The organism is Sapientia aquatica (genome assembly GCF_004358105.1).
GTDB classification, from domain to species: Bacteria; Pseudomonadota; Gammaproteobacteria; order Burkholderiales; family Burkholderiaceae_D; genus Solimicrobium; species Solimicrobium aquaticum.
The window spans coordinates 561,298-585,325 of record NZ_SMYL01000001.1; the positions used below are offsets into that span (position 1 = coordinate 561,298).

19 protein-coding genes are annotated in these 24,028 nt (G+C 48.7%); 10 read left to right on the top strand and 9 right to left on the bottom strand.

Annotated features, from left to right (window positions below):
• Nucleotides 1–34 precede the first annotated feature (34 nt).
• Nucleotides 35–256: a formate dehydrogenase subunit delta gene (locus E2I14_RS02605; RefSeq protein WP_133325111.1), complete on the top strand. Its 222-nt coding sequence runs from the start codon at nucleotides 35–37 to the stop codon at nucleotides 254–256.
• Here the strand turns inward: E2I14_RS02605 and E2I14_RS02610 are convergent.
• Entirely contained in the window at nucleotides 248–1,723 is a 1,476-nt protein-coding gene (locus E2I14_RS02610) for an NAD(P)H-hydrate dehydratase (RefSeq protein WP_133325113.1), read from the bottom strand. The two genes, E2I14_RS02605 and E2I14_RS02610, sit on opposite strands and share 9 nt — an antisense overlap.
• Nucleotides 1,724–1,777: 54 nt before the next feature.
• On the bottom strand, nucleotides 1,778–3,028 hold the full coding sequence (locus E2I14_RS02615) for an FAD-dependent oxidoreductase (RefSeq protein WP_133325115.1): 1,251 nt from the start codon (nucleotides 3,026–3,028) through the stop codon (nucleotides 1,778–1,780).
• A gap of 338 nt (nucleotides 3,029–3,366) precedes the next feature.
• On the opposite strand from E2I14_RS02615, the gene E2I14_RS02620 reads away from it, so the two are divergent.
• Nucleotides 3,367–5,022: a phospholipid carrier-dependent glycosyltransferase gene (locus tag E2I14_RS02620; RefSeq protein ID WP_165967729.1), complete on the top strand. Its 1,656-nt coding sequence runs from the start codon at nucleotides 3,367–3,369 to the stop codon at nucleotides 5,020–5,022.
• A 15-nt stretch (nucleotides 5,023–5,037) separates the two neighbouring features.
• Here E2I14_RS02620 and E2I14_RS02625 read toward each other — a convergent pair whose 3' ends face one another.
• The 3 genes from E2I14_RS02625 to glpD all read right to left on the bottom strand — a co-directional run bounded on the left by E2I14_RS02625 (nucleotide 5,038) and on the right by glpD (nucleotide 8,883).
• Nucleotides 5,038–5,745, bottom strand: a complete 708-nt coding sequence (locus tag E2I14_RS02625; protein WP_133325119.1) for an MIP/aquaporin family protein — start codon at nucleotides 5,743–5,745, stop codon at nucleotides 5,038–5,040.
• Between the two features lie 64 nt (nucleotides 5,746–5,809).
• Entirely contained in the window at nucleotides 5,810–7,309 is a 1,500-nt protein-coding gene (glpK, locus tag E2I14_RS02630) for a glycerol kinase GlpK (protein ID WP_133325121.1), read from the bottom strand.
• Between the two features lie 50 nt (nucleotides 7,310–7,359).
• A complete protein-coding gene (gene glpD, locus E2I14_RS02635; protein WP_133325123.1) occupies nucleotides 7,360–8,883 on the bottom strand; it encodes a glycerol-3-phosphate dehydrogenase in 1,524 nt (507 codons plus the stop codon).
• Nucleotides 8,884–9,510: 627 nt separating this feature from the next.
• Here glpD and gcvH point away from each other — a divergent pair.
• The 3 genes from gcvH (at nucleotide 9,511) to gcvT (ending at nucleotide 14,134) form a co-directional block, all read left to right on the top strand.
• Nucleotides 9,511–9,888 (top strand): glycine cleavage system protein GcvH, encoded by a 378-nt coding sequence (gene gcvH, locus E2I14_RS02640; RefSeq protein ID WP_133325125.1) that lies wholly within the window; start codon nucleotides 9,511–9,513, stop codon nucleotides 9,886–9,888.
• Between the two features lie 186 nt (nucleotides 9,889–10,074).
• Nucleotides 10,075–12,942 (top strand): aminomethyl-transferring glycine dehydrogenase, encoded by a 2,868-nt coding sequence (gcvP, locus tag E2I14_RS02645; RefSeq protein WP_133325127.1) that lies wholly within the window; start codon nucleotides 10,075–10,077, stop codon nucleotides 12,940–12,942.
• Nucleotides 12,943–12,991: 49 nt separating this feature from the next.
• Entirely contained in the window at nucleotides 12,992–14,134 is a 1,143-nt protein-coding gene (gene gcvT, locus E2I14_RS02650; RefSeq protein ID WP_133325129.1) for a glycine cleavage system aminomethyltransferase GcvT, read from the top strand.
• A gap of 135 nt (nucleotides 14,135–14,269) precedes the next feature.
• Here the strand turns inward: gcvT and metE are convergent, their stop codons facing one another.
• A complete protein-coding gene (metE, locus tag E2I14_RS02655; RefSeq protein WP_133325131.1) occupies nucleotides 14,270–16,603 on the bottom strand; it encodes a 5-methyltetrahydropteroyltriglutamate--homocysteine S-methyltransferase in 2,334 nt (777 codons plus the stop codon).
• Nucleotides 16,604–16,698: 95 nt separating this feature from the next.
• Here metE and E2I14_RS02660 point away from each other — a divergent pair, with 95 nt between their 5' ends.
• On the top strand, nucleotides 16,699–17,619 hold the full coding sequence (locus E2I14_RS02660) for a LysR family transcriptional regulator (RefSeq protein WP_133325133.1): 921 nt from the start codon (nucleotides 16,699–16,701) through the stop codon (nucleotides 17,617–17,619).
• 13 nt (nucleotides 17,620–17,632) lie between these two features.
• On the opposite strand, the gene E2I14_RS02665 is transcribed toward E2I14_RS02660, so the two are convergent.
• Complete coding sequence (locus tag E2I14_RS02665; protein WP_133325135.1) at nucleotides 17,633–18,388, bottom strand: NRDE family protein; 756 nt, start codon at nucleotides 18,386–18,388, stop codon at nucleotides 17,633–17,635.
• Between the two features lie 9 nt (nucleotides 18,389–18,397).
• Nucleotides 18,398–19,420 carry a CAF17-like 4Fe-4S cluster assembly/insertion protein YgfZ gene (gene ygfZ / locus E2I14_RS02670; protein WP_133325137.1) on the bottom strand — a complete coding sequence of 341 codons (1,023 nt, stop codon included), beginning with the start codon at nucleotides 19,418–19,420 and terminating at the stop codon, nucleotides 18,398–18,400.
• A 195-nt stretch (nucleotides 19,421–19,615) separates the two neighbouring features.
• Here ygfZ and mltG point away from each other — a divergent pair, with 195 nt between their 5' ends.
• A complete protein-coding gene (mltG, locus tag E2I14_RS02675; RefSeq protein WP_133325139.1) occupies nucleotides 19,616–20,593 on the top strand; it encodes an endolytic transglycosylase MltG in 978 nt (325 codons plus the stop codon).
• A gap of 19 nt (nucleotides 20,594–20,612) precedes the next feature.
• The gene (tmk, locus tag E2I14_RS02680) at nucleotides 20,613–21,230 is read left to right on the top strand and encodes a dTMP kinase (RefSeq protein ID WP_133325141.1); all 618 of its coding nucleotides are present in this window, start codon (nucleotides 20,613–20,615) and stop codon (nucleotides 21,228–21,230) included.
• A 71-nt stretch (nucleotides 21,231–21,301) separates the two neighbouring features.
• Here the strand turns inward: tmk and E2I14_RS02685 are convergent, their stop codons facing one another.
• Entirely contained in the window at nucleotides 21,302–22,114 is an 813-nt protein-coding gene (locus tag E2I14_RS02685) for an outer membrane protein assembly factor BamD (RefSeq protein ID WP_227544562.1), read from the bottom strand.
• A gap of 45 nt (nucleotides 22,115–22,159) precedes the next feature.
• Between E2I14_RS02685 and E2I14_RS02690 the strand changes: the two genes are divergently transcribed.
• Together E2I14_RS02690 and pgeF are read left to right on the top strand one after the other, a co-directional pair.
• Nucleotides 22,160–23,224, top strand: a complete 1,065-nt coding sequence (locus E2I14_RS02690; RefSeq protein WP_133325145.1) for an RluA family pseudouridine synthase — start codon at nucleotides 22,160–22,162, stop codon at nucleotides 23,222–23,224.
• Nucleotides 23,208–23,993, top strand: a complete 786-nt coding sequence (gene pgeF / locus E2I14_RS02695; protein ID WP_133325147.1) for a peptidoglycan editing factor PgeF — start codon at nucleotides 23,208–23,210, stop codon at nucleotides 23,991–23,993. The genes E2I14_RS02690 and pgeF overlap by 17 nt, the downstream gene beginning before the upstream one ends.
• Nucleotides 23,994–24,028 lie beyond the last annotated feature (35 nt).

A 24,028-nucleotide genomic window follows, 5' to 3' on the forward strand; every position in this document is an offset into this window, starting at 1 on the left:
CGGATGTTGGCTCTGGGTTCAACGAAGGGCTTGTATGAACGTAGAAAATTTAGTGACGATGGCGAACCAAATCGGTTCGTTTTACGAAACCATGCCAGATCGCGCCACAGCGTTAGCGGATAGCGCCAATCACATTAAGAAGTTTTGGGAGCCAAGAATGCGACGTGCTTTGTTGGCCTATCTGGATGAAGCTAAAGAGACGGAACTGTCTCCATTTGTGCTGGAGGCAATTCAATCGCATCGCTCTTTATTGTGAATTAAGTTGTTGGCGAATTTCTACTAGCAATTCACTGGCCGTTAAGCCAACCGGCCCAATGCCCCGTTTCACCAAATTATCGGCTGCTGCGCCGTGCAGATACGTCGCCGCGAGCGCGGTTTGCCAGCAATCTTTGTGTTGCGCAAATAACGCTCCGCAAACTCCCGCTAATACGTCGCCCGTGCCGCCACTGGCTAAGCCGGGATTACCGGTTGGATTAATCACCACTGCGCCATCGGGATGGGCGATAACCGTTCCAGAGCCTTTTAATATCACCACTGCGGCAAAACGTCGCGCGATTTTTTTGGCGGCCTGCACGCGATCAGCTTGGACGACATCAATGCCGCAACCCAGCAGGCGCGCCGCTTCCAAAGGATGGGGAGTGAGTATGGTGCTCGACTTGTCGCGTCCGCTGCACAGTGCATGCAAGGCTGGTTGCTGTGAAAGTAAATTCAACGCATCGGCATCAATTACTAATGGACTGGTGGCTAATAGTGCGCGGCTGACGATTTCAAAACTCGCTACCGAACTACCCAAGCCCGGGCCGATCACTACCGCATTGTCTGGCCCAAAGATAATTTGCTGCGCTGGGCGGCACATGATTTCTGGTTGCTGCAAATCGTAATGCGGCGGGTTGTCGATAAAGCCCGCGATAGTTTTGCCTGCCCCTGCATACAAAGTGGCACGCGCAGCCAGCACCAGTGCGCCTTGCATGCCCGTTGTGCCACCGATCAGCGACACCGTGCCATTGCTGCCTTTGTGGCTGTTTTGTCGACGTGCTTGGCCGATAATTGGAAATAGGGCGGTGCGGTTTAATTGCAGGTCGGATGCAGGAAATTGGCCGCGCTCGATTCCCAAGTCAGCCAAGACAATTTGCCCGGCGTAGTCTTTTCCATCGGCGGTATGCAAGCCAATTTTGTCGCCAATAAAGGTAATCGTATGGGTGGCGCGTATGGCGCAGGCAATGATGGTGTTGCCGGTATCGGCATCCAAACCACTTGGTATATCTAAGGCCAGAACAGGACAAGACAGGGCATTAATTTGCTCGCACTGCTGCTTTAAGGAGCGACTGATTTTGCTCGGTTTAAGTCCGATACCGAATAGGCCGTCGATGACTAAATCGTAGTCCTCTGTCACAGCCGATTCGGCATCTAACCAGTGTATCGATTTAAGCGCTTGCGCTTTATCCAAGGCTTGTTGTGCTTCGTCCGAGCGCGGCGTTTTGCTTTGGATTTGGAGCACGCTAACGTGGTGTTTTGCGTTTGCTAAATGTGCCGCGGTTTCGAAAGCGTCGCCGCCGTTGTTGCCGGGGCCTGCGACGACTAAGATGCGCTGTGGTGTTGAGTTAAGGAGTTGTAAAGCCAATTGCGCGGCGGCTAAACCGGCAGCGCGCATTAAGGTTCCTGATGCTAATTTTGCTTGAGCTGCTTGTTCGATCTGACGGAGCTGTTTGACTGTGTACAACATGCGCGACACCTTTCTCAGACTGTTCAAATAAATTCTATTGTAGCCAGCTTCAAGTTAGCGCAGTAAACCGATCCCATCAAGATTTATGTCCGGTTTGATGTCAGAAATCAGATCAGCAATGATCTTGCCCGCGCCGGTTGCCATGGCCCAGCCATTTTCGGCATGCGCTAAGTTCACAAACACGTTGGCCTTGCAAGTTGGCCCAATCAACGGAACGCCATCGGGTAACATTAAATGCTCACTCGTTAATGTTTGGGCAGTGTGGTAGTTGGCAGCATTGGGGAACCAATCGGTGGCGATTTGGCGTAAATTTTGCCACGCTATTTCGTCGGTCTTTTTACTGTTTTTACCCAAGCGCAGCGTGCCAGCGACGCGGATACGTTTATCCATGCGCGTGATCACGGTTTGTTCGTATTCATCGATGATGCTGATGTTTGGACTGTCTTCGTTATTCTTAATGCTAGCGGTGGCTGAATAGGATTGAAACTGCGCTACGGGTAAATCGATACCGATCTGTTTAAAGAACAAACTGCTGTTAGCGCCTGCGGCAATGACGACAGCATCGAACTGGACATGATTAGCCAGATCACCTTGTTTTAATAAAAGTGTCACGCCGTTCTTGTTCGATTGAATCTGTTCGCACGCGCTAGCAAATTCAAACTTAACGTCAAGTTGCTGCGTAATCAGCTTTAATTGCTTGCTAAATAAGACGCAATTGCCTTGTCCATCCTGCGGCATGTACACGCCACCGACGAGCGCTGTTTGTTGATTTAATGCTGGTTCTAGTTGGTGGCAGGCCGCTGTATCGAGAACTTGAAAAGGAATCCCTGCGTCAGTTAATACAGCCAATCCGGCTCGAATTTTTTGTTGTTCCTTGGTCGTGCGGAAGAGTTGCAAAACGCCGTTACGGTGCTGGAAATCTAAATTGTGTAGGTGTTCAATATCGGTCAGTAGATGCTGTCCGTAAGCGCCTAAGCGTTGTAATTTTTCTTTATTAATGAGCAGCTTTTCAGCCGAACATTCGCGCATCCAAGCACGCAACCAGCTCCATTGCGCTAGACGAAACGAGGGGTTTAATTTAACCGTGCTATTGGAATTTAACCATTGCGAGAGGATGCGTTTAACCATTCCAGGCGCACCGAGTGGGGCTAAATGCGCTGGGCCGAGCAGGCCAGCATGCGCCAAACTTGCTTCTTCGCTGACATTGCCGCGTTGCTCAATAACGCTTACTTGATGCCCGTTTTGCGCCAGAAAATACGCTGTCGTCATTCCCACTACACCAGCACCGATAACTGCAACCCGCATTTGTTTCTATCCTTTAATTCAAAATGGCGCCTAGGATAGCATTGTTCTAAATTAGATTGAGCTGTTGAATTAATTATTTGTCGTTCTGAAACGTTAAAAATGGTGGTATTTAAGCAATTTTTGGCTGGCGCATCGACGTTTTAATGCAACGCAAAGGTCAAGTTTGGTTAACTTTATTAATTCCTCGGCTGTGGGGCGTTAAAGGTAGCTTTTCGCGCAGACAAAGTTCTTTTTAATGTGAAATAATGGCGGGCTTTTTTAAATTGTAAGGCGACATCTTAATGTTTTTGAGTCAACTTAACACGCAACGAAATTCTCCAAACAGTACTGCAATGGGTATGGCGATTCCCGTTTGGCTAGTTTGGGTTGTTTCCATCCTGTGCGTCTGGGTTGGCTTGGGCTCGTATGGCGTGCTCAATAATAACGAAGGGCTATACGCTCAAATTCCGCACGAAATGCTGGCCTCCGGCGACATCAAGCATTGGATTATCCCGCACTTAAATGGCTTGCCCTATATGGAAAAGCCGCCACTGCTGTATTGGCTCACCGCCTTATCGTTTGTGCTTTTTGGACAAGCTGAATGGGTCGTGCGCTTAATTCCAACCTTGGCTGGATTGGGATGCGTCGGTTTAATCTTGAATTTTGGTGAACGGATTTATCGTCCGCAAGTTGGCCGATTGGCTGCGTTGATGTTTATCTCTGGACTGGGCATCCTGATTATCAGTCGAACATTAGTGTTCGATATGTTGTTGACGTTTTTCCTTACCGGCGCATTGATGTGCGCGTATTTATACAAGGTGGAAGAACATATTAGTGACTTGCGCTGGGCCCATGTGTTTTTAGCGTTTGGCGTGCTGACCAAGGGTTTTGTCGCGATCTTGTTGTGCAGTTTAGTCGTGCTGGTTTGGATTATGATGGTGCATGGCACGGACGCTTGGAAGCAGTATCGCAAATGGATTGATCCTGTGTCGATTGCCATCTTTTTTGTCATTACCGTTCCTTGGTTTGTCGCCGCCAGCTTGAGTGAGCCGATTTTTCTTTGGTTCTTCTTCATTAACGAACATGTCTTGCGCTTTATGGGGCAGAGGTTGCCGCACGATTTTTACTCCGGCCCTTGGTGGTACTATTTGCCGCGCATGGTGATTTATCTTTTCCCTTGGTCGTTGTTGCTGCCGGTCGCGCTGATGGCAACCTGGTCGCGCCGCTCGCGCATTGAGATTCAAGAATTTACTATCCTGCGTAAAACGCTGATTTTTGCTTGGCTCGTGCCGTTAGTGTTTTTCTCGCTGTCGAGCGCTAAAGCTAATTATTACTTGATTGTTGGAATGCCATTTGCGGCACTCAATTTAGCTTTATTGCTGGAACAAAGCGAATTTTTAAAAGGCATTCGTAGCGTCTTATTGGGCTTGATATTGGCCCTGCTGACAGCGGCAGCGGCGATTTATTTATCGTTGACGGATCGGTTGACTTCGTTTGACTTGATTTTACAAGGGCTGTCAGTGAGCCATTATGCGCAATTAACGTTGTGGACGATTACTAGCTTGTCGCTCATCACGGCGTTGGTCGCCTGGCGTTATAGTCGAATTGGCTTGGCGGCATACAGCGTGCTGCCGCTGTTTATCATGCTGGCATTGGTGGTTGCTGCAAATGGCGTTAGCCCCATGATTTCTGATCATACGATGGCTGACTTTATCCAACAGAAATTACCCAACCGAACTGTTTATATGTACCGTAATTACGAACAGAATTCTTCGCTGCCTTTTTACTTAAAAAGAACAGTGCGGGTTATTGATAGTTCGAGCAGCGATTTGTATTGGGGTAATCGATTGCGACCCGAAAATTCACTTATGGTCAGTCGGGAAGTGCTGAAATCCAAGAAAGAACCAATGGTGATCGTGGTTCCAAATACCTTGCTGGATGAATTTGCACACGAAAAATTGCATACCCGATTTTTAAATAATAAACAGTTCGGCTACGCGACACTGTTTTATTGACCCATTGCGAAGGGTTTAGACCGGAAAGCGGTACAGCAGCGCTGCGCCAATACTCCCGATTAGTGGCCCTAGCACGGGAATGTACGCATAACTCCAGTCGCTATCCCGTTTGCCCCTGATCGGTAACACGGCATGCATTAAACGCGGAGATAAATCGCGCGCTGGATTCATCGCATAACCCGTCGTGCCACCGAGTGAAACACCCAATCCCACGACTAATAATGCGACTGGCAGCGCGCTGATTGCACCTAACCCATGTTCCGGTTCGGCCATGCACAAAATCGCAAAAACCAAAACAAAGGTGGCGAGCGCTTCCGAGGCAAGATTGCTTACTGGATTGCGAATTGCTGGTCCTGTGCAGAACGACGCTAATTTCAAATCCGCGTCAGGCGTTGCTTGAAAATGATCGCGATAAATTAGCCAAACTAGCAGCGCACCCGCCATGCCGCCCAACATTTGAGCCGCGATATAAAACGGCGCAGCTTGCCAAGCAAATTTATTCGTCATTGCTAACGCAATTGTCACCACTGGATTTAAATGCGCTCCGCTGACCACGGCGGAACAAATGACGCCGACAAATACCGCGATACCCCAACCAAAAGCGATAACAATCAAACCGCTATTGTGGCCTTTAGTTTTGTTTAGTAAGACGTTAGCGACAACGCCATTACCCAATAAGACAAGCAACATCGTGCCGATAAATTCGGCAAAGTGAGGACTCATAGTTATTCCTAGATCGATTTAATCAATTAAAAAGTGGTTGCATTGCGCTGATTTCGAGTTGGCTTTACTCGCTATCGGCCCAAGCAATGCTGGCATTGACGGCGCGTTGCCAACCTTTTTTATGTGCATTGATTTTGTCTTGATCTTCGGTACGACTAAAGCGCTGATCCTGCTTCCATTGTTGTTTGATTTCATCGATGCCGGACCAATAATTAACGGCCAATCCTGCGAGATAGGCGGCTCCGAGCGCTGTCGTTTCAATGATTTGCGGACGCACGACATCGACCCCGAGTAAATCAGCCTGAAATTGCATCAATAAATTATTCGTCACCGCGCCGCCATCGACGCGCAGTTCAGCGATTTTGACACCCAAGTCAGCTTCCATCGCTTTTAAAACATCGTAGGATTGAAAAGCAATCGCTTCTAATGATGCGCGCGCGATGTGCGCCGAAGTAGTCCCGCGGGTGACGCCAAAAACACTACCGCGTGCGCGTGGATTCCAATGTGGTGCACCAAGCCCAGCAAAGGCCGGAACAATGTAGACCCCATCGCTAGTTTGAACACTGCGCGCTAATTGTTCAATTTCGGGCGCGCTTTTAATCATGCTGATGCCGTCACGCAGCCACTGCACTAATGCGCCACCGATGAAGATACTGCCTTCCAGCGCGTAGTTGACCTCATCGCCGACTTTCCACGCGATGGTGGTGATTAGATTGTTGTTCGATTCAACCGGCTTTTTGCCGGTATTCATGACCAAAAAACAGCCCGTGCCATAAGTGTTTTTCGCCATGCCCGGCTCGGTACACATTTGCCCAAACAGCGCCGCATGTTGGTCGCCCGCGATGCCAGCAATCGGAATCGGTGTGGCAAAGACTGTACTCTTAGTCATGCCCACGATTTCTGAGGAAGCATGGACTTTGGGGAGCATATTGCGCGGAATATCCATTGCAGCGAGCAATTCATCGTCCCAATCAAGCATGTGAATGTTGAATAACATCGTGCGCGAAGCATTGGTTACATCGGTGACATGCAGCCCCTGTTGGCTGAAATTCCAAATCAACCAAGAATCCACCGTGCCGAAGGCCAGTTCGCCGCGTTCGGCTTTGGCGCGGGCGCCCGGAACATTGTTGAGTATCCAGTTGATTTTGGTCGCGGAAAAATACGCATCGATGGGCAAGCCGGTTTTAGCGCGCACGGTTTGTTCTAAGCCGCGTTCTTTTAGTTGATCGCAATAGTCGGCTGTGCGCCGATCTTGCCAGACAATCGCGTTATAAATCGGCTGTCCTGTGGCGCGTTCCCAGACAATGGTGGTTTCGCGTTGATTGGTAATGCCAATAGCGGCAATCGATGTGCCGTTTAAGCCCATCTTCGTCACCGCTTCTGCCGCCACGCCGGCTTGCGTAGCCCAGATTTCACGCGGATCGTGTTCGACCCAACCGGGTTGCGGATAAATTTGGCGGAACTCTTTTTGAGCGACAGAAATAATATTGCCGGCATGGTCAAATAAGGCGGCGCGTGAACTGGTTGTGCCTTGGTCAAGGGCGAGAATGTATTTGTTTTTCATAGCGGTGTTCCAAAGAGTGAACTACATGGATAAAGGTAATTGCTGATGCTTTAGTTACTGCTTTCCCTTGACCGGTAGTGCTCCAGCCATTGTTGTAATCGTTGGGTTGATTCTGGCGTGGCAGATAGTCCTAGCTTGGTGCGGCGCCATAAAATATCGTCGGCTTGTTGCGCCCATTCGACGTCAACTAAATATTGTGCTTCGAGTTCGAATAAGCCGGGGCTGAGTTCTTCGCCCAAATCGGCGATGGAATTGGCTTGCTTGAGCATGGTAGTCATCCGTGTGCCGTAATTGCCTGCATAACGGCGGGCTAAATCAGCGGGCAGCCAAGGGTAACTTTGCTCGATTTTTACGCAAAATGAATTAAAGTCGGCGTTGGCAATGTCACCTCCTGGCAGCGACGCTGTATCAGTCCAATTGGCGTGATGATTGGCGAATGCAGGTTGAATCAGCGTGACTGCTTCTTGTGCCAAGCGCCGGAAGGTCGTGATCTTGCCGCCGAAGACGGACAACAATTGCGCTCCTGCGGTTGGCGCATCGAGTTCTAAATGGTAATCGCGGGTGACTGCAGAGGCGTTCTTGGTATCTTCTTGCTCCAGCAATGGCCGCACACCAGAATAATCCCAAAGCACGTCAGTTGGTTGAATCGATTGTTTGAAGTAGGTATTGACCGAGTCGCACAAATAGCGAATTTCATCGGTGTTGATCGTGACCTGATTCGGATCGTCTTTGTATTCCAAGTCGGTGGTACCGATTAAGGTGTATTGATGGAGATAGGGGATGGCGAACACGATGCGGTTATCGGGATTTTGAAAAATATAGGCGTGATCGTGATCGAATAATTTTTTCGTCACGATATGGCTGCCTTTGACTAAGCGGATTTCATTACGCGGCGTAATTGATTTTGGATGGATAGATTCGTTGATTAGCGAACTCACCCAAGGGCCGGTGGCGTTGACGATGGTACGCGCTTGGATCATAAATGGGCGTTGATGTGTATCGATCAGTTCGACCTGCCAGCCTTGTTCGCTCGGCTTTGCAGCAACCATCTTGGTGCGCGTCAAAATTGTGGCGCCACGTTCTTGCGCATCCATAGCATTTAAGACGACCAGTCGCGCATCATCCACCCAAGCATCCGAATACACGAAACCTTTGGTGATCGATTCACGTAGGGGCTGACCCGAGGGGTGCGTTTTGAATTGAATACCGCGTGAGCCCAATAAAATATCACGCGAACTTAAGTGGTCGTATAAAAATAGCCCAAGTCGAATCATCCAAGCAGGGCGCAAATGCGGCATGTGTGGCATCACAAAACGCAGCGGGCTGATGATATGCGGTGCAGCGCGCAGCAGAACTTCGCGTTCTTGTAGGGCTTTGCGCACCAAGCCGAATTCGTAATATTCCAGATAGCGCAAGCCGCCGTGGATTAGTTTGGTGGAAGCGGACGAGGTATGGGACGCTAGATCATCTTTTTCGCAAAGCATCACAGACAGCCCGCGCCCGACCGCATCGCGCGCAATGCCCACGCCATTAATCCCGCCACCGACAACTAAAACATCTACATTGGTTTTCATTTGTGCTGATTTCCTGATTTTTTGGGGCTGGTTAGAACAAGTTAGTGTGCGGTTTTATTTATGCCATTTGTTCAAATTACTAGAAATTTGGGTGGATGGTAGCAATTGATTTGGCATTTTTAATTAAAACCGCGTTAGCCATTGCATTTGCTAACAAATCAAGTTTTTTTGATTTAGGTATTCGTGTTTATTTTTAAAAATAAATTCCATTTAATTTTTAAAAATAAACAAAATAACTGAGATATTTATCTTAAAATCGAAATTTTCGCCCTTACTATGAATACCTGAAAATCTTTGATGCCTCTACAATCTCGCAGTAAAAATGCACGTAATCAATCGGTAACAATCGCCTCAAAACAGCGCAACTTTGCGTCTTCAACCGGCATCTTTTAGCGGCAACTGTTAAGAAATCGGAGTAAAGGCGGTCATTGAATTGGCTTGGGCATGTTGATTTAGGCGCTGTTTTATTCGCAAAACAGAAATTGATTGTAAATTTATTACCAATTAATGGCAAATGTGTTACAAAAGTAAATGCTAAATCGAGCTGTTTTTTTACGTTCCGTGCTTCTAAACTAATCTACTAATCTGCATTAGACGATGCAGTTCAACCTCTTAAGGAGATCAAACATGAGCAACACTAAATTCACATCCGAACACGAATGGCTGCGCTTGGATGGCGACGTGATCACTGTCGGTATTACCGATTACGCACAAAGCCATTTGGGCGACTTGGTCTACATCCAATTGCCTGACGCGGATACAAGCTACAGCACAGGTGAAGAAGTTGCCGTGATTGAATCGGTTAAAACCGCTGGTGGAATTGCCATGCCTTTTGACGGCAAAGTGGTAGAGGTAAATGCGGCGTTGAATGATGAACCTGGCGTGGTCAACGAAGACCCGTTGGGCGCTGGCTGGTTCTTCAAAATGACGGTTACTGACACCGCATTGTTGAATGGCTTAATGGACGAAGCCGCCTATAAAGATTACATCGCGACATTAGGTTAATTGCATTCCTATCCCGAAACGGCTGCCTAGGTTGAGTAGCCGTTTGGGGGTGATTGAATCGTAAAAAAATTCGAAAATAAGAATCGAAAAGAGTCAGTTTCTAGCGCATCTCAGCGCGCATTATTGCGATTAATCCGCACTAGTCAATAAAGCAATAAATCAGTCAGAATAAATTGGGGAGTTATTATGGTTTTGCACCAAGCAGCGCAACACGGCGAATTAAATTCAGAATTTATCGGGCGTCACATCGGTACGTCTAATAAAGATATTCAATTCATGTTGAATACATTGGGTTTTGACTCGATGGATGCGTTTATTCGCAAGGTTATTCCGGCTGCGATTTTGTCGGACAAACCGTTGGAATTAGGACATGCTCGTTCTGAATCCGATGTGCTGGCTCAATTGCGCGAAATCGCGCAGCAAAACCAAGTGGTCAAATCGTATATCGGTATGGGTTACTACAATACGCACACACCGAATGTGATTTTGCGTAACTTGCTCGAGAATCCAGCGTGGTACACGGCTTACACGCCGTACCAGCCTGAAATCTCGCAAGGTCGTTTAGAAGCCTTGTTGAATTTCCAAACTATGATTAGCGATTTGACTGGTATGGAAATCGCTAACGCATCGTTGCTCGACGAAGCGACTGCGGCAGCGGAAGCGATGACGTTCTGCCAGCGCGTATCGAAAAGCAAAAGCAACGTGTTCTTTGTCTCCGAAGACTGCTTCCCACAAACCATCGACGTCATCAAAACCCGCGCCAACCCAATCGGTATCGACGTCGTGGTGGGTGACCATCGCACCGCACTAAAAGACTTAGATTGCTTCGGCGTATTGCTGCAATATCCAGCATTAAACGGTGAGATTCATTCTTACGCCGCAACCTGCGAAATCGCGCACGCAAAAAATGCCATGGTCGTGGTCGCTGCTGATTTATTAGCATTGACATTGCTCACACCTCCGGGCGAATTTGGCGCGGACGTTGCCATCGGCACCGCGCAACGTTTCGGTGTGCCGCTCGGATTTGGCGGCCCGCACGCCGCTTATTTCGCGACCAAAGATACGCATAAACGTCAAATGCCAGGTCGAGTAGTTGGCGTGTCGATCGACAGCCACGGCAACCCAGCGTATCGCTTGGCATTGCAAACCCGCGAGCAACATATTCGCCGCGAAAAAGCCACCAGTAACGTCTGTACCGCACAAGTGTTGCTGGCCAATATCGCCGGCATGTTTGCGGTGTATCACGGCCCAGAAGGTATTAAAGCGATTGCCCAACGCGTGCATCATTTAACGGCTACTTTGGTCGCTGGTTTGCAGCAACTCGGTTATAGCATTGTTAATCAACGTTATTTCGATACCATTGAAGTCGTTACTGAGGCGCGCACGAAAGTCATTCACGCGGTTGCGCGCGGTCAAGAAATTAATTTGCGGGTGGTGGATGACGCCACTATCGGGATTTCTTTGGACGAAACTTGCAATGCATCCGACGTAGAAGCAATTTGGGCTGCCTTTGCATCCAATAATCAAGAATTGCCCGATTTCAACGCGGTGGCAGCCAAAACGGTGGAATCTATCCCGACCGAACTGCAACGCACCAGCGCGTATTTGACTCATCCAGTATTCCACCGTCATCGCTCAGAAACCCAATTGCTGCGTTATTTACGCGCTTTGGCTGACAAAGATTTGGCTTTGGATCGCACCATGATTCCACTGGGATCATGCACCATGAAGTTAAACGCGACTGCTGAAATGATTCCGGTCACTTGGCCAGAATTTGGCAGTATTCACCCGTTCGCTCCTGCCGAACAAACGCAAGGTTACGCCCGTTTAATCACCGAATTAGAACAAATGTTGGTCGCTTGCACCGGCTACGATGCCGTTTCGTTGCAACCCAATGCCGGTTCGCAAGGTGAGTACGCTGGTTTGATGGCAATCCGTGCTTACCATCACAGCCGCGGTGATACCCATCGCAATATCTGCTTAATTCCAAGTTCTGCGCACGGCACCAATCCGGCAACCGCGCATATGGTTGGTATGCAAGTGGTGGTGGTGCAGTGCGATCAGAGCGGTAACGTTGATTTGGCCGATTTGACTGCCAAGGCAGAACAACATAGTGCAAACTTAGCCGCATTGATGATTACGTATCCATCGACACATGGCGTATTTGAATCCGCAATTAAAGAAATTTGCGCTGTGATTCATGATCACGGCGGTCAAGTGTATATCGACGGCGCGAATATGAACGCCATGGTTGGTTTATGCCAACCCGGCAAATTCGGCGGTGACGTATCCCACCTCAATTTGCACAAAACCTTCTGCATCCCTCATGGCGGTGGCGGCCCGGGTGTTGGTCCGATTGGTGTTAAATCGCATTTGGCGCCGTTCTTGCCAGGCCATCATTTGTTGGACAACCAAACTGCGCCAGTTTGTGCTGCACCGTGGGGTAGCGCTAGTATTCTGCCAATCAGTTGGACTTACATTAAGTTGATGGGGCAAGAAGGATTGAAGCAAGCCAGCCAAGTGGCGATCTTGAATGCTAACTACATCGCAAAACGTTTAAGTGCCCATTTCCCTATTTTGTACGCAGGTCCAGGCGGTATCGTAGCGCACGAATGTATTGTTGATTTGCGTCCGTTAAAAGACGAAACCGGCGTGACCGTCGATGACGTGGCGAAGCGTTTAATGGACTTCGGTTTCCATGCGCCGACCATGTCGTTCCCAGTTCCTGGCACCTTGATGATTGAGCCAACCGAATCCGAAGATCGCGGCGAATTAGATCGTTTCTGCGATGCGATGATTGCCATTCGTGCTGAAATCGCTGATGTGGCGAGCGGCAAAATTAGCTCAGAAGACAGCCCATTGCGCCACGCGCCACATACCGCGATGACGTTGACGGCAGAATGGACTCATGCATATAGCCGTGAGCAAGCTGTATTCCCGGTGGCGTCACTCAAAAACGGCAGCAAATACTGGCCTCCAGTTGGCCGCGTCGATAACGTGTATGGCGACAGAAACGTGGTGTGCACATGCCCGCCGATGTCGGATTACGAGTAATCCTAACCCAGCATAAAGCACAACCAGATCAACGAATTGAAAGACGATTATGTCAACTGAAACAGAAAATTTGCTCCGCACGCCGCTGTACGATTTACATCTTGAATTGGGTGCGCGTATGGTGCCTTTTGCTGGCTACCAAATGCCAGTGCAATACCCGCTGGGCGTGATGAAGGAACACATTTTTACTCGTACCTCGGCAGGTTTGTTTGACGTTTCCCACATGGGGCAAGTGCGTTTAAGCCCATTGGCTGGCGGCACCGTGCAAGACGTTGCCAAAGCGTTAGAAACCTTGGTGCCGATTGATGTGTTGGATTTGCCGCTGCACAAGCAGCGTTATGCCGTATTCACCAACGAGCAGGGCGGCATTCTGGACGATTTGATGATTAGTAATATGGGCGACTCGTTGTTTGTGGTGGTCAACGCCGCCTGCAAGCAACAAGACATCGCGCATATGACCCAGCATCTGTCGGCACACTGCAAGGTCGAAGAATTAGCCGATCGTGCCTTGTTAGCGATTCAAGGCCCAGCGGCGGCCGCAGTGATTGCGCGTTTAGCGTCAGAAACAGCTTCGATGGTGTTTATGGATTCTAAAGCGGTAACTTTGGTTGGCGTGCCGTGCTTCATTAGTCGTTCGGGCTACACCGGCGAAGACGGTTTTGAAATCTCGGTGCCGAATAGCCACGCAGTCGAATTAGCGCGTTTGTTGTTAGCGCAAACCGAAGTGCAAGCAATTGGCTTGGGCGCGCGTGATTCCTTGCGTTTGGAAGCGGGCTTGTGCTTATACGGTCACGATATGGATACATCGATCACACCGGTCGAAGCTAGCCTGGTGTGGGCCTTATCCAAGGTGCGTCGCGCTGATGGTGCGCGTGCCGGTGGTTATCCGGGTGCGGCGATTGTTCAACGTCAATTGGCGCAAGGCGTGAGCAAAAAGCGCGTTGGTTTGCAAATCAATGAAAAAGTACCAGTGCGTGAAGGCGCTGAAATCACCGATTTAGACGGCAAAGTTATCGGCAAAGTGACTTCTGGTGGTTTTGGCCCTAGCGTCAATGCGCCGGTGGCGATGGGCTATGTTGAGCAAAGTTTTGCGGTCGTTGGCACTAAGTTGAACGCGATTGTGCGTGGCAAACCAGTGGCGATAGAAGTAGCTAAAACGCCGTTCTTCCCGCAACGTTATTTCCGCGGTTAATTTAGCTGTTAGCTAGTTGCAAAATTTGCGATTGATTCATTAAGCGACACAACGTTGGGCAAAACAACTCATTTGCCCAACGTGCTCAATCAAAGCTCTTAATCAAAGCTCCCAAGCAAAGCTCTCAATCAATGCTTACTGCGCTTGCTCCTGCAGTTTTTCCTTAGTCACTTCCGCACGCAGTAATTGCGCCGCTGTCACCATGTTTTTTAATGCTTCGATGGTTTCTGGCCAGTTGCGCGTTTTTAAGCCGCAATCTGGATTTACCCAGAGACGCGCATCAGGAATCACTTCGCGCGCTTTACGCAATAATTTTTCCATTTCCAACACGGTTGGAATTCGCGGCGAGTGAATGTCATACACCCCTGGACCAATATCATTGGGATAGTTAAATTCTCCGAAGCCTTCCAATAATTCCATGTCCGAGCGCGATGTTTCGATGGTAATCACATCGGCATCCATAGCGGCAATCCACGGCAAAATGTCGTTAAATTCGGAATAGCACATGTGCGTGTGAATTTGCGTTTGATCTGTCACGCCGCAAGAGCTAATCCTAAAAGCGTGTACCGCCCAATTCAAATATGCGGCCCATTCTTTTTGTTTGAGTGGTAAGCCTTCGCGGAAAGCCGGTTCATCAATTTGTATCATCCCGATGCCAGCTTGTTCCAACTCCTGCACCTCGTCACGTAATGCTAAGGCGATTTGTAAGGCGGTCGTTGAACGTGGCTGATCGTTGCGCACAAACGACCATTGCAACATCGTCACTGGTCCGGTCAACATACCTTTCATCGGTTTGCTGGTTAAGCTTTGCGCGTATTGGCTCCAGCTTACCGTCATCGCTTCTGGGCGATATACGTCACCGTAAATGATGGGCGGTTTAACGCAGCGTGAACCATAACTTTGTACCCAGCCGAATTCGGTAAATGCGTAACCCCAGAGTTGTTCACCAAAATATTCGACCATGTCATTACGTTCCGCTTCACCGTGTACTAACACGTCTAGCCCCAGCTTTTCTTGTTGCTCAACGACGTGGCGAATTTCATCGCGCATTTGATTGAGGTAAGTGAGGTTATCGATCTCGCCGCGTTTGAATGCTGCGCGGCTTTGTCGAATCTGTTTAGTTTGCGGGAAAGAACCTATCGTCGTTGTTGGGAAAAGCGGCAATTGCCATTTTTCAGCCTGCGCTGCGATGCGCTCAGCGAACGCTGATTGGCGATGTGCATCGGAGGTACGCAATTCTTTGAGGCGGTTTTGGACGATGTTATTGTGAATTCGAGCGGATTTTTTACGTTTATCTAACGCAATCCGCGCGTCGGAAAATTGCTGCCGCACGTCGCTATTTAATGCGTCACGATCAGTGCCAAGCGCGGATTTTAGCAATGCTAGCTCATTTAATTTTTGCGTCGCAAAGGCCAGCCAACTCTTCACTTCAGCATCGAGTGTAATCGAAGTGGATTCATTGTTCAGATCGACCGGAACGTGCAACAGCGAGCAACTCGGCGCAATCCAAAGTTGTGCGCCCAACTGATGATGTAACGGTTGCAGTTGTTCCAAGCAGTTATCCAAATCGGCACGCCAAATATTGCGCCCATCAATAATACCAGCGGATAAGACTCGTCCCGTTGGCCAGTTTTGGGTAAATGCTGCAAGCTGATTTTGACCGCGAATTAGGTCGAGATGGATGCCGTCAATGGGCAAGCTGTGCAGCAAATCGGCATGGTCGTTCACCGCGCCGAAGTAGGTGGCTAGTAACAATTTCGGTGCGTTTTGGCTCAGCAGGTTATAGCTTGGTAAGAAGGCGTTGAGCCATTCTGAGGCTAAATCGAGCGACAAAATCGGCTCATCAATTTGCACCCAGTGCACGCCAAGTTGCTGCAAGCGCTTGAGCACATTTTGGTACGCCGCCAGAACCCGTGGCAATAAATCGAGCGCATGTTTGAGTTTGGTTTGGTCGGCATTGGCTTTAATTTTGCCTAGGTAGAGCAACGTTAACGGACCGATTAACACTACTTTAGTGGGATGCTTGAGTTTTTGGGCTTCCGTCAGTTCTTCATATAACCAATTCACGCCGCCTTCGAATGTGGTGTTGCTAGTCCACTCTGGGACTAGGTAGTGATAATTGGTATCAAACCATTTGGTCATTTCCATCGCATGCAGTTTGTCGCTGCCGCGCGCTAACGTGAAATAGTCGCTGAGCGTTAATTCGCTAGGTTTGAACTTGAATCGCTCTGGAATGGCGCCAAGCAAAGCCAAGGTATTGAGCACTTGATCGTACCAAGCAAAATCACCCACGGTGACAAAATCCAAACCAGCATCAATTTGCTGTTGCCAGTGGCGCTGGCGTAATAGGCTACCGGTGGTTTGCAATTGATGTTGTTCGCTGTCGCCACGCCAAAACGATTCGAGGGCGATTTTTAGTTCGCGTTTTGCGCCGATGCGTGGAAAACCTAGTGTGTGTGCTAATGCCATAACAAGCTCCTTAAAGTAACAGCTTGCTATGGTGGGCGAATTTCCATTATTATTCAAACGACATATTTTAATAATTACTATGAATTTTACTCATAATGATCTCGATTTTGGAGCTGCGTCATTTAAAGACACTTACCGCGTTAAGGGAAGCTGGAAACCTGTTGCGTGCTGCTACTTTGCTCAACGTCACGCAATCCGCTTTATCTCATCAAATCAAGCAATTAGAAGAATTTTATGGCCTGGCATTGTTCGAGCGGAAATCCGTTCCAGTGCGCTTTACGCCTGCTGGTGAACGTTTATTGTCTCTGGCGGACATGATTTTGCCGCAAGTAGAAAGTGTTGAACGCGACATGGTGCGCCTAGCCCAAGGCGTCGCAGGACAACTGCGGATTGCGGTGGAATGCCACACCTGTTTTGATTGGCTCATGCCCGCCATGGATGTGTTTAGGCAGCGCTGGCCTGAGGTGGATTTGGATATTGTGTCGGGATTTCAGGCCGATCCAATTGGTTTGCTGTACGGCCATCGGGCTGATATTGCCATTGTGGCGGACACCGATTCGTCCGAAAACGTCGATTACCATCCGCTCTTTAGTTTTGAAATTGTCGCGCTGGTGGCGAAAGATCATGCACTGGCCGAACGCGATTATTTGGTGGCTGAGGATTTTGCTGCGGATACCTTAATCACTTACCCGGTGCCAGATGACATGTTAGACATCGTTCGATTGGTGCTGAAACCAGCGGGATTAAATCCACCGCGCCGCACGACCGAGCTGACCGTGGCGATGCTGCAACTCGTTGCCAGCAAGCGCGGTATTGCGACACTGCCGCATTGGGCAGCGCAGAATTACATTAATCGCGATTACGTGTTGGCTAAGCGCATTACTCCAACTGGACTCACTGGGCGGCTGTACGCGGCCTGTTTGCCTGAGTTATCGAGCCAAGCCTTTTTACGCGACTTTGTGCAAAGTACGCGCGAAAATTGTTATCTGAAATTAAGCAATGTTGAGTTGCTGTAAGCGCGCAGAAAGACTAACGCAAGATGCGCTCTTCATAAAGGAAATCAAACTGATTGGTGACTTTCACCAACGCTGAGCTGCGTGTGCCGTAGTTCTCCGAATGAATGCAAGTTGCCGACAATAATCGCTCGGTAGCGAAGCTCACTCCAGTATCGGGTAATAAATGATCGGGAGCGGGAAGGGTGTTCGATAACATCTCAAAGTAGGCTTCTTGCGGTGCATGTTGACACAAGAGACTGGCTAATTCGGCTTTGGTTTTTCGGACCTTAGGCCAAGGAGAATCCAGAGCGCCGTTTGATAGGCCATAAATGCCCGGGGTGAGCAACTGGCCATTGCGGCTGTCAGCGCTGTTACGGTTGGAATACCAACATAATTCTTGTTTGACTGGGCTGACTTCGCCGAGCAAAATATTAAATCCATTGTAGCCATTAGCGTGTTGCGAGATCCGTTGCACGTAGCTCTCAACATCATCTTCCCCCGCTAAATAGCCTGCCACTAATTCACCCCGCGAAGGAGCGTTTTCAATTACCTCAGAGCCATCGCGCACATTGGTAATGGCAGCAAATTTATAGCCCGAGGTTTGGTCGGGAAGTTTGGCAATTCCCATCCATGTTCCACCTTCTTCTAGGTCACGTGGCGCAAATACATTCGGATAATCCTGCCACCACGCTGCAGGGTTGGTAGGCCGACTGTAATATTCATCCCGATTGGCCGCTGCGATGAATGGTAAGCAGCCAACAACTTGCCAAGAAAAAACGATTAAGCACATGGTGTTTCCTTAGACCGAAGGGATTGGTGAAGCGGCGTTTGAGCTATCTGCGCTTGCATCGTCGGGCAATTGGTATGGCATTGGCAGCCAATGACAAACGGCTCCATCCAAAGTTTGCACAGTGTCTTGCGCGAGGAAAGCGGTTTTAATTTCAATTAAACAGTCGCTGCCTCTCAAATCATTGGCTTGCGCGTTCACGACCATTCCGCATGGTTGGGTGAGATCGCTAGCGGCAAATACTTCAGTGCCGTTTTGTACCGAAGTTGAATTAATTTGCGCGAGCACCATGCGTCGCTTTTGCTTGCCTAAGTATTGACTGCGTGCCACGATTTCTTGGCCTGGATAGCAGCCTTTTTTGAAATTGACGCCACCGATTAATTCATAATTAATCATTTGGGGTACAAACTTCTCTTGGGTCGCTAACGTGATGTGCGGAATGCCTGCATGAATTTCGCTCAGGTTCCAAGCCGCTTCCGTAAATTGGCCGGAGAGCATACTCAACGAACTCCAATTTTGTTCCAACAGCTCGTTACTAATAATCCATTGAAAACGAGCAACGCCATTGGCGTCGGGCAGTCTCAGCAAATGGCCAAAATCGTTGCTAACTGCGGCATAGGACAAGGAGGGAAGGGTGGGAAACCAGTTGCTGAGTTGCTGCGCTGTTGATTCTCCTAGGATGCCCAGAATGGTATGGCTCGCGGCCAAGTCAGTGAGTGTGACTTTGGATCGCATGACAAACATTTTCAACCGCTTTTGTAGCGTTTCTCGTAGCTCTGCTGGCACTTCCAACAGGATTGCCTCTTCACCCGCTTCATGGCCCACTTTAATGGCCAACATACTCGCCAGCAGACGACCTTTCGGTGTGCAATACCCAGCTAAGCAAGCATGATCGCGGCTCAGTAATTTAATGTCATTGGTCAGTTGACTGTGCAAAAACGTAATCGCATCCGATCCGGTTGCAGAAATTAACGCGAATTGACTTAGTTTGCCCAAACCGAGAGCGGCTTGGTGTGATGGACTTAATGCAGGCATGTGGGATTCTAGGTAAGTGTCAATAGTGAAATTTTAAGGTTGATTAGGGGTAATTTACTGGTTTTAGGATTATCATTACGCCTAATTTTTGTTTTGCATTCAACGCAGTTTTTCTTGCTCCAAGCAGATTTTGCAAATTATAAAGCGGTTCAAAAAAACACGTATGAACTCGTCGAAATCGGTAAAACCCAGAAAATGATAAAAAAACTAGTCAGCTTAGTGTTCGTTGCGATAGTCGCGGCATGCGCGGGATTTTACTCTTGGTCAATGCAACCAATCTCAGAAAGTACGATTGAATTTACGATCAAACCGGGCAGCAGCGTGCGCAGTAGCGCGCAGCAGATAGCTAACGCAGGAGTGCCAATTAACCCAGTAATGTTGGAGCTGTTAGCGCGCCTACATGGGCAAGCCAATAAATTTAAAGCCGGACCTTACGAAGCCGAGGCCGGTATCACGCCAGTTGGCCTCATTAGCAAAATCGTGCGCGGCGAGTTTTCTCAATTCAGTTTTGCGCTGATTGAAGGCTGGACATTCAAGCAGATGCGCCAAGCTTTGCTGCAAAACCCCTATGTAAAACACGATGCGGCCAAACTCAGCGATCAAGAAATATTGGCCAAGTTGACCACCGACTTTACTCAGCCCGAAGGATTGTTCTTTCCCGACACGTATTTATTTCCCAAAGGCGTGAGCGATATGGACGTGTATAAGCGCGCCTTCGATCAATTGCAGCAGCATTTATTGACCGCTTGGCAGCAACGCGATGCTGGCGCTTCACCGATAAAAACACCGTATGAAGCCTTGATTTTGGCCTCTATCGTCGAAAAAGAAACTGGTCGTGCATCGGACCGTGAAATGATTGCGGGCGTGTTTGTGAACCGCTTGCGCTTGGGGATGCTGCTGCAAACTGATCCGACGGTAATTTATGGAATGGGCGATCAATATCAAGGCAAAATCCGCAAACGCGATCTGCAGCAAGATACGCCATACAACACCTATACACGCGCTGGTTTGCCGCCGACCCCAATCGCATTGGTGGGAATGGATGCGCTGAAAGCGGCATTAAACCCTGCTCACACGGACGCTCTTTATTTTGTTGCGCGCGGCGATGGCAGTAGTCAATTTTCGTCTAATTTGGATGACCACAACCGCGCCGTTAATCACTTTATCCGGTAATTTTTGAACTATAAAAACAATGAAAAAAGCTTTATTCATCACCTTTGAAGGCATCGATGGCGCAGGCAAATCGACCCACATTCCGTTTGTCGTGGGCTTACTGCAGCAAGCAGGTCACAAGGTGATTAGCACTCGGGAGCCCGGTGGCACCAAATTGGGTGAGCAATTACGCGACTTGTTGTTACATCAAGCGATGCATTTAGAAACCGAAGCGTTGCTCATGTTTGCTGCTCGACGCGAGCACATCGCACAAGTTATCGAACCAGCGTTGGCGCGCGGTGATACGGTGGTTTCGGATCGCTTCACGGATGCGAGTTTTGCCTACCAAGGCGGCGGTCGAAAACTCGCTTTAAGCAAATTGGATGCGCTAGAAAACTGGGTGCATCCGCATTTGCAGCCCGATTTAACCTTGTTATTTGATGTGCCGCTGGAAGTAGCGCGAACGCGCTTAGATGCGGCGCGTGATCCGGATAAATTTGAGCAAGAACAGTCGAATTTTTTTGCTGATACCCGTGCTGAATATTTGCGCCGCGCCGCCGAGTTCCCAGAGCGTTTTCGGGTGATCAATTCCAATCGCGCCATTGCTGACATCCAGCATGAACTAACTCAAATTATTGCCAGCGTTCTCGCCGCATAATTCTCTTGTAACGGGCGATAAAAAAGGGAGCTAATTTCAGCTCCCTTTTTAGTTACCCAAATTGGCGATGCTTACCAAATCTTCCACCAATGACTATCGTCAGTTGCTACTTGCGTGAATTTGCTGTTAGGGAAATTCTTATTAAACACGCGTTGTGCGTCGTCGCGTAATTCGATTAAGCCCATTTTGTCATAGCTGTTGTAGAGCACAAATAATGCTTCTTCAATTGCTGGGGCATCAGGATATTCTTTGATGGCGGATTGGGAGCGATTGGCTGCGGCCAAATAAGCGCCGCGACGATAGTAATATTTCGCCACGTGCAAATCATATTGGGCCATGGTGTTGACCAAGTATTTCATGCGCAATAACGCATCGGGAGTATATTTGCTATTCGGGAAACGAACGGCTAATGCTTTAAATGCATCAAATGCTTCGCGCGCTGCTTTCGGATCGCGCTCGGTCATGTCTTGGTGCGCTAACGCTTGGAAGAAGTTAATTTGGTCATTAAAGTTGACCAAACCACGCAAATAAAAAATATAGTCCAAATTATCGTGATTTGGATGCAATTTAATGAAGCGTTCTATCGCTGCAAGTGCCTGAGCTTGATCACCTTGTTTATAATAGACGTAAGGGATGTCCATTTGCGCTTGTTGCGCATAAGTTCCAAAAGGAAAACGATTTTCTAGCTTTTCTAAATTCTTGATGGCACTTTCATAACTGCCATTTGCCAAGTCACTCTGAGCCTCCTGATACAACCTTGCAGCAGACCACGTTTTAGTTTCATCTGATTTTTCTGGCAATAAGCCGCAGGCGGAAAGTCCAAAAACGGTAACAACGATGAGGGTTGCAATGGAGCTAAAGCGTGTTAATGATTTATTTTGCATGAGGTTTTGCATGAGCACTTTTAAACAATCTTTGAATTATATCCGATGGGACTTACTGTGAAAGCAACTATTCCATCCAATTTACCCGATTCCACAGTTCTCGACGACGCATTTATTGATGAAGCCGTTGACGATATTACGGATGAATCCGAATTAAGCGCCGGTTTTGACGCGCAACCGATTATATTCAAATTAGACGATGATGTGTGCGGTGATCGCTTAGATAAAGTCATTGCCAAATTAATACCGCAATTCTCCCGCAGCCGACTGCAACAATGGATCGCCTCTGGACACGTGACGGTGGATGGCGTTCCAAGCAAAGGCAAAATGACCGTGTTGGGTGGTGAAGAGGTGATCGTTTATCCGCAACCTGCGCCGGAAGACACCGCGTTTTTACCCGAGAAAATGGATCTCGATATTGTGTTTGAAGACAAGCACATTATGGTCATCAATAAGCCCGCAGGTTTAGTAGTGCATCCGGCGGCAGGTAATTGGTCCGGTACTTTGCTCAATGGCTTGCTCGATCATTTTCCCGCGATTTCTGGCGTGCCGCGCGCGGGAATTGTTCACCGCTTGGATAAAGACACGAGCGGCTTAATGGTGGTAGCCAAATCCTTAGAGGCGCAAACTGATTTAGTCCGTCAACTTCAAGCGCGTACTGTAAAGCGTGAATACTTAGCTTTAGTTTGGGGCAAACCAAATTTAACCGGCACTATCGATCTGCCGATGGCGCGCCATCCACGAGATCGCATAAAAATGGCGGTATCGGAAAGCCCGTCAGCCAAACCCGCAGTAACGCATTTTCAGCGCCTAGCCGCTGGCGTATTGGATGGCAAAGCGGTGACCTTGGTCGCATGCCAACTTGAAACTGGCCGGACTCACCAAATTCGGGTACACATGGCGCATCTGGGATTCCCGTTAGTTGGCGACGTGTTATACGGTAAGCAGCATTTAGCTAGCTATTTCAATCGTCAAGCCCTGCAAGCACGTCGCTTAGGTTTGCAGCATCCGAAAACGCAGAAAGACTGCCTCTGGCAGGTCGAACTGGCTCAAGATATTGCCGATTTGTTGGTCAGTGCTGGAATTAATTACGATGCCATCGAAAAATAATCCCTTTTTGCTTGAACTTGATTGGCCTCAATTACCTCCTCATTTTGGTGCTTGCTCAACCATGCGCAGTGGCGGGTTCAGCCAAGCTCCGTATGACGATGGTTCTGGACAGGGTGGCGGTGGATTTAATTTGGGTGATCATGTTGGTGATTCGATCCAAGCTGTTTCCGATAACCGCGCAAAGCTGGCTGAATTTCTATCCGCTCAACCGCATTGGCTAACGCAAGTTCACGGTGTGGATGTAGTTCAATTGAACTCAACTACGTCAGGAAAGTTAATCGCTGATGCGAGTTTTACAATTCAACCCAAGGTTGTTTGCGCTGTATTAACAGCCGATTGTTTGCCCGTATTGTTTTGCGATCCTAAAAATGGCGTAGTGGCCGCAGCGCATGCTGGTTGGCGGGGGTTAGTTGATGGAGTCTTGGAGCGAACTGTCCAAACTATGCAACAAGCAGGAGCGCAGGTGGATGAACTCTTGGTTTGGTTGGGGCCAGCAATTGGCCCCTTGAACTTTGAAGTCGGGGCGGAAGTGCGTGAGCGATTTGTGACGTTTGATCCAATATCGGCGCAAGCATTTCAGGCAAGCGAAGCGCGAAGTGAAAAGTTTTACGCCAATATTTATATGCTGGCGCGACAACGTTTAAGCAAACTAGGTGTGCAGCATATCAGCGGTGGCAGCCATTGCACTGTGCAACAGGCAACCCAATTTTTTTCATATCGACGCGATGGCGTGACCGGCCGAATGGCTAGCTTGATCTGGATTAAGTAGCCTGACCAAAATTTGGTTCAAAATAATTTGCGCCT

What these genes read in the sequence shown, in the direction of transcription:
- E2I14_RS02605 (WP_133325111.1), top strand. Translation starts at nt 35, where the DNA reads ATGAACGTAGAAAATTTAGTGACGATGGCGAACCAAATCGGTTCGTTT.
- E2I14_RS02610 (WP_133325113.1), bottom strand. Translation starts at nt 1,723, where the DNA reads ATGTTGTACACAGTCAAACAGCTCCGTCAGATCGAACAAGCAGCTCAA.
- E2I14_RS02615 (WP_133325115.1), bottom strand. Translation starts at nt 3,028, where the DNA reads ATGCGGGTTGCAGTTATCGGTGCTGGTGTAGTGGGAATGACGACAGCG.
- E2I14_RS02620 (WP_165967729.1), top strand. Translation starts at nt 3,367, where the DNA reads ATGGCGATTCCCGTTTGGCTAGTTTGGGTTGTTTCCATCCTGTGCGTC.
- E2I14_RS02625 (WP_133325119.1), bottom strand. Translation starts at nt 5,745, where the DNA reads ATGAGTCCTCACTTTGCCGAATTTATCGGCACGATGTTGCTTGTCTTA.
- glpK (WP_133325121.1), bottom strand. Translation starts at nt 7,309, where the DNA reads ATGAAAAACAAATACATTCTCGCCCTTGACCAAGGCACAACCAGTTCA.
- glpD (WP_133325123.1), bottom strand. Translation starts at nt 8,883, where the DNA reads ATGAAAACCAATGTAGATGTTTTAGTTGTCGGTGGCGGGATTAATGGC.
- gcvH (WP_133325125.1), top strand. Translation starts at nt 9,511, where the DNA reads ATGAGCAACACTAAATTCACATCCGAACACGAATGGCTGCGCTTGGAT.
- gcvP (WP_133325127.1), top strand. Translation starts at nt 10,075, where the DNA reads ATGGTTTTGCACCAAGCAGCGCAACACGGCGAATTAAATTCAGAATTT.
- gcvT (WP_133325129.1), top strand. Translation starts at nt 12,992, where the DNA reads ATGTCAACTGAAACAGAAAATTTGCTCCGCACGCCGCTGTACGATTTA.
- metE (WP_133325131.1), bottom strand. Translation starts at nt 16,603, where the DNA reads ATGGCATTAGCACACACACTAGGTTTTCCACGCATCGGCGCAAAACGC.
- E2I14_RS02660 (WP_133325133.1), top strand. Translation starts at nt 16,699, where the DNA reads ATGATCTCGATTTTGGAGCTGCGTCATTTAAAGACACTTACCGCGTTA.
- E2I14_RS02665 (WP_133325135.1), bottom strand. Translation starts at nt 18,388, where the DNA reads ATGTGCTTAATCGTTTTTTCTTGGCAAGTTGTTGGCTGCTTACCATTC.
- ygfZ (WP_133325137.1), bottom strand. Translation starts at nt 19,420, where the DNA reads ATGCCTGCATTAAGTCCATCACACCAAGCCGCTCTCGGTTTGGGCAAA.
- mltG (WP_133325139.1), top strand. Translation starts at nt 19,616, where the DNA reads ATGATAAAAAAACTAGTCAGCTTAGTGTTCGTTGCGATAGTCGCGGCA.
- tmk (WP_133325141.1), top strand. Translation starts at nt 20,613, where the DNA reads ATGAAAAAAGCTTTATTCATCACCTTTGAAGGCATCGATGGCGCAGGC.
- E2I14_RS02685 (WP_227544562.1), bottom strand. Translation starts at nt 22,114, where the DNA reads ATGCAAAATAAATCATTAACACGCTTTAGCTCCATTGCAACCCTCATC.
- E2I14_RS02690 (WP_133325145.1), top strand. Translation starts at nt 22,160, where the DNA reads ATGGGACTTACTGTGAAAGCAACTATTCCATCCAATTTACCCGATTCC.
- pgeF (WP_133325147.1), top strand. Translation starts at nt 23,208, where the DNA reads ATGCCATCGAAAAATAATCCCTTTTTGCTTGAACTTGATTGGCCTCAA.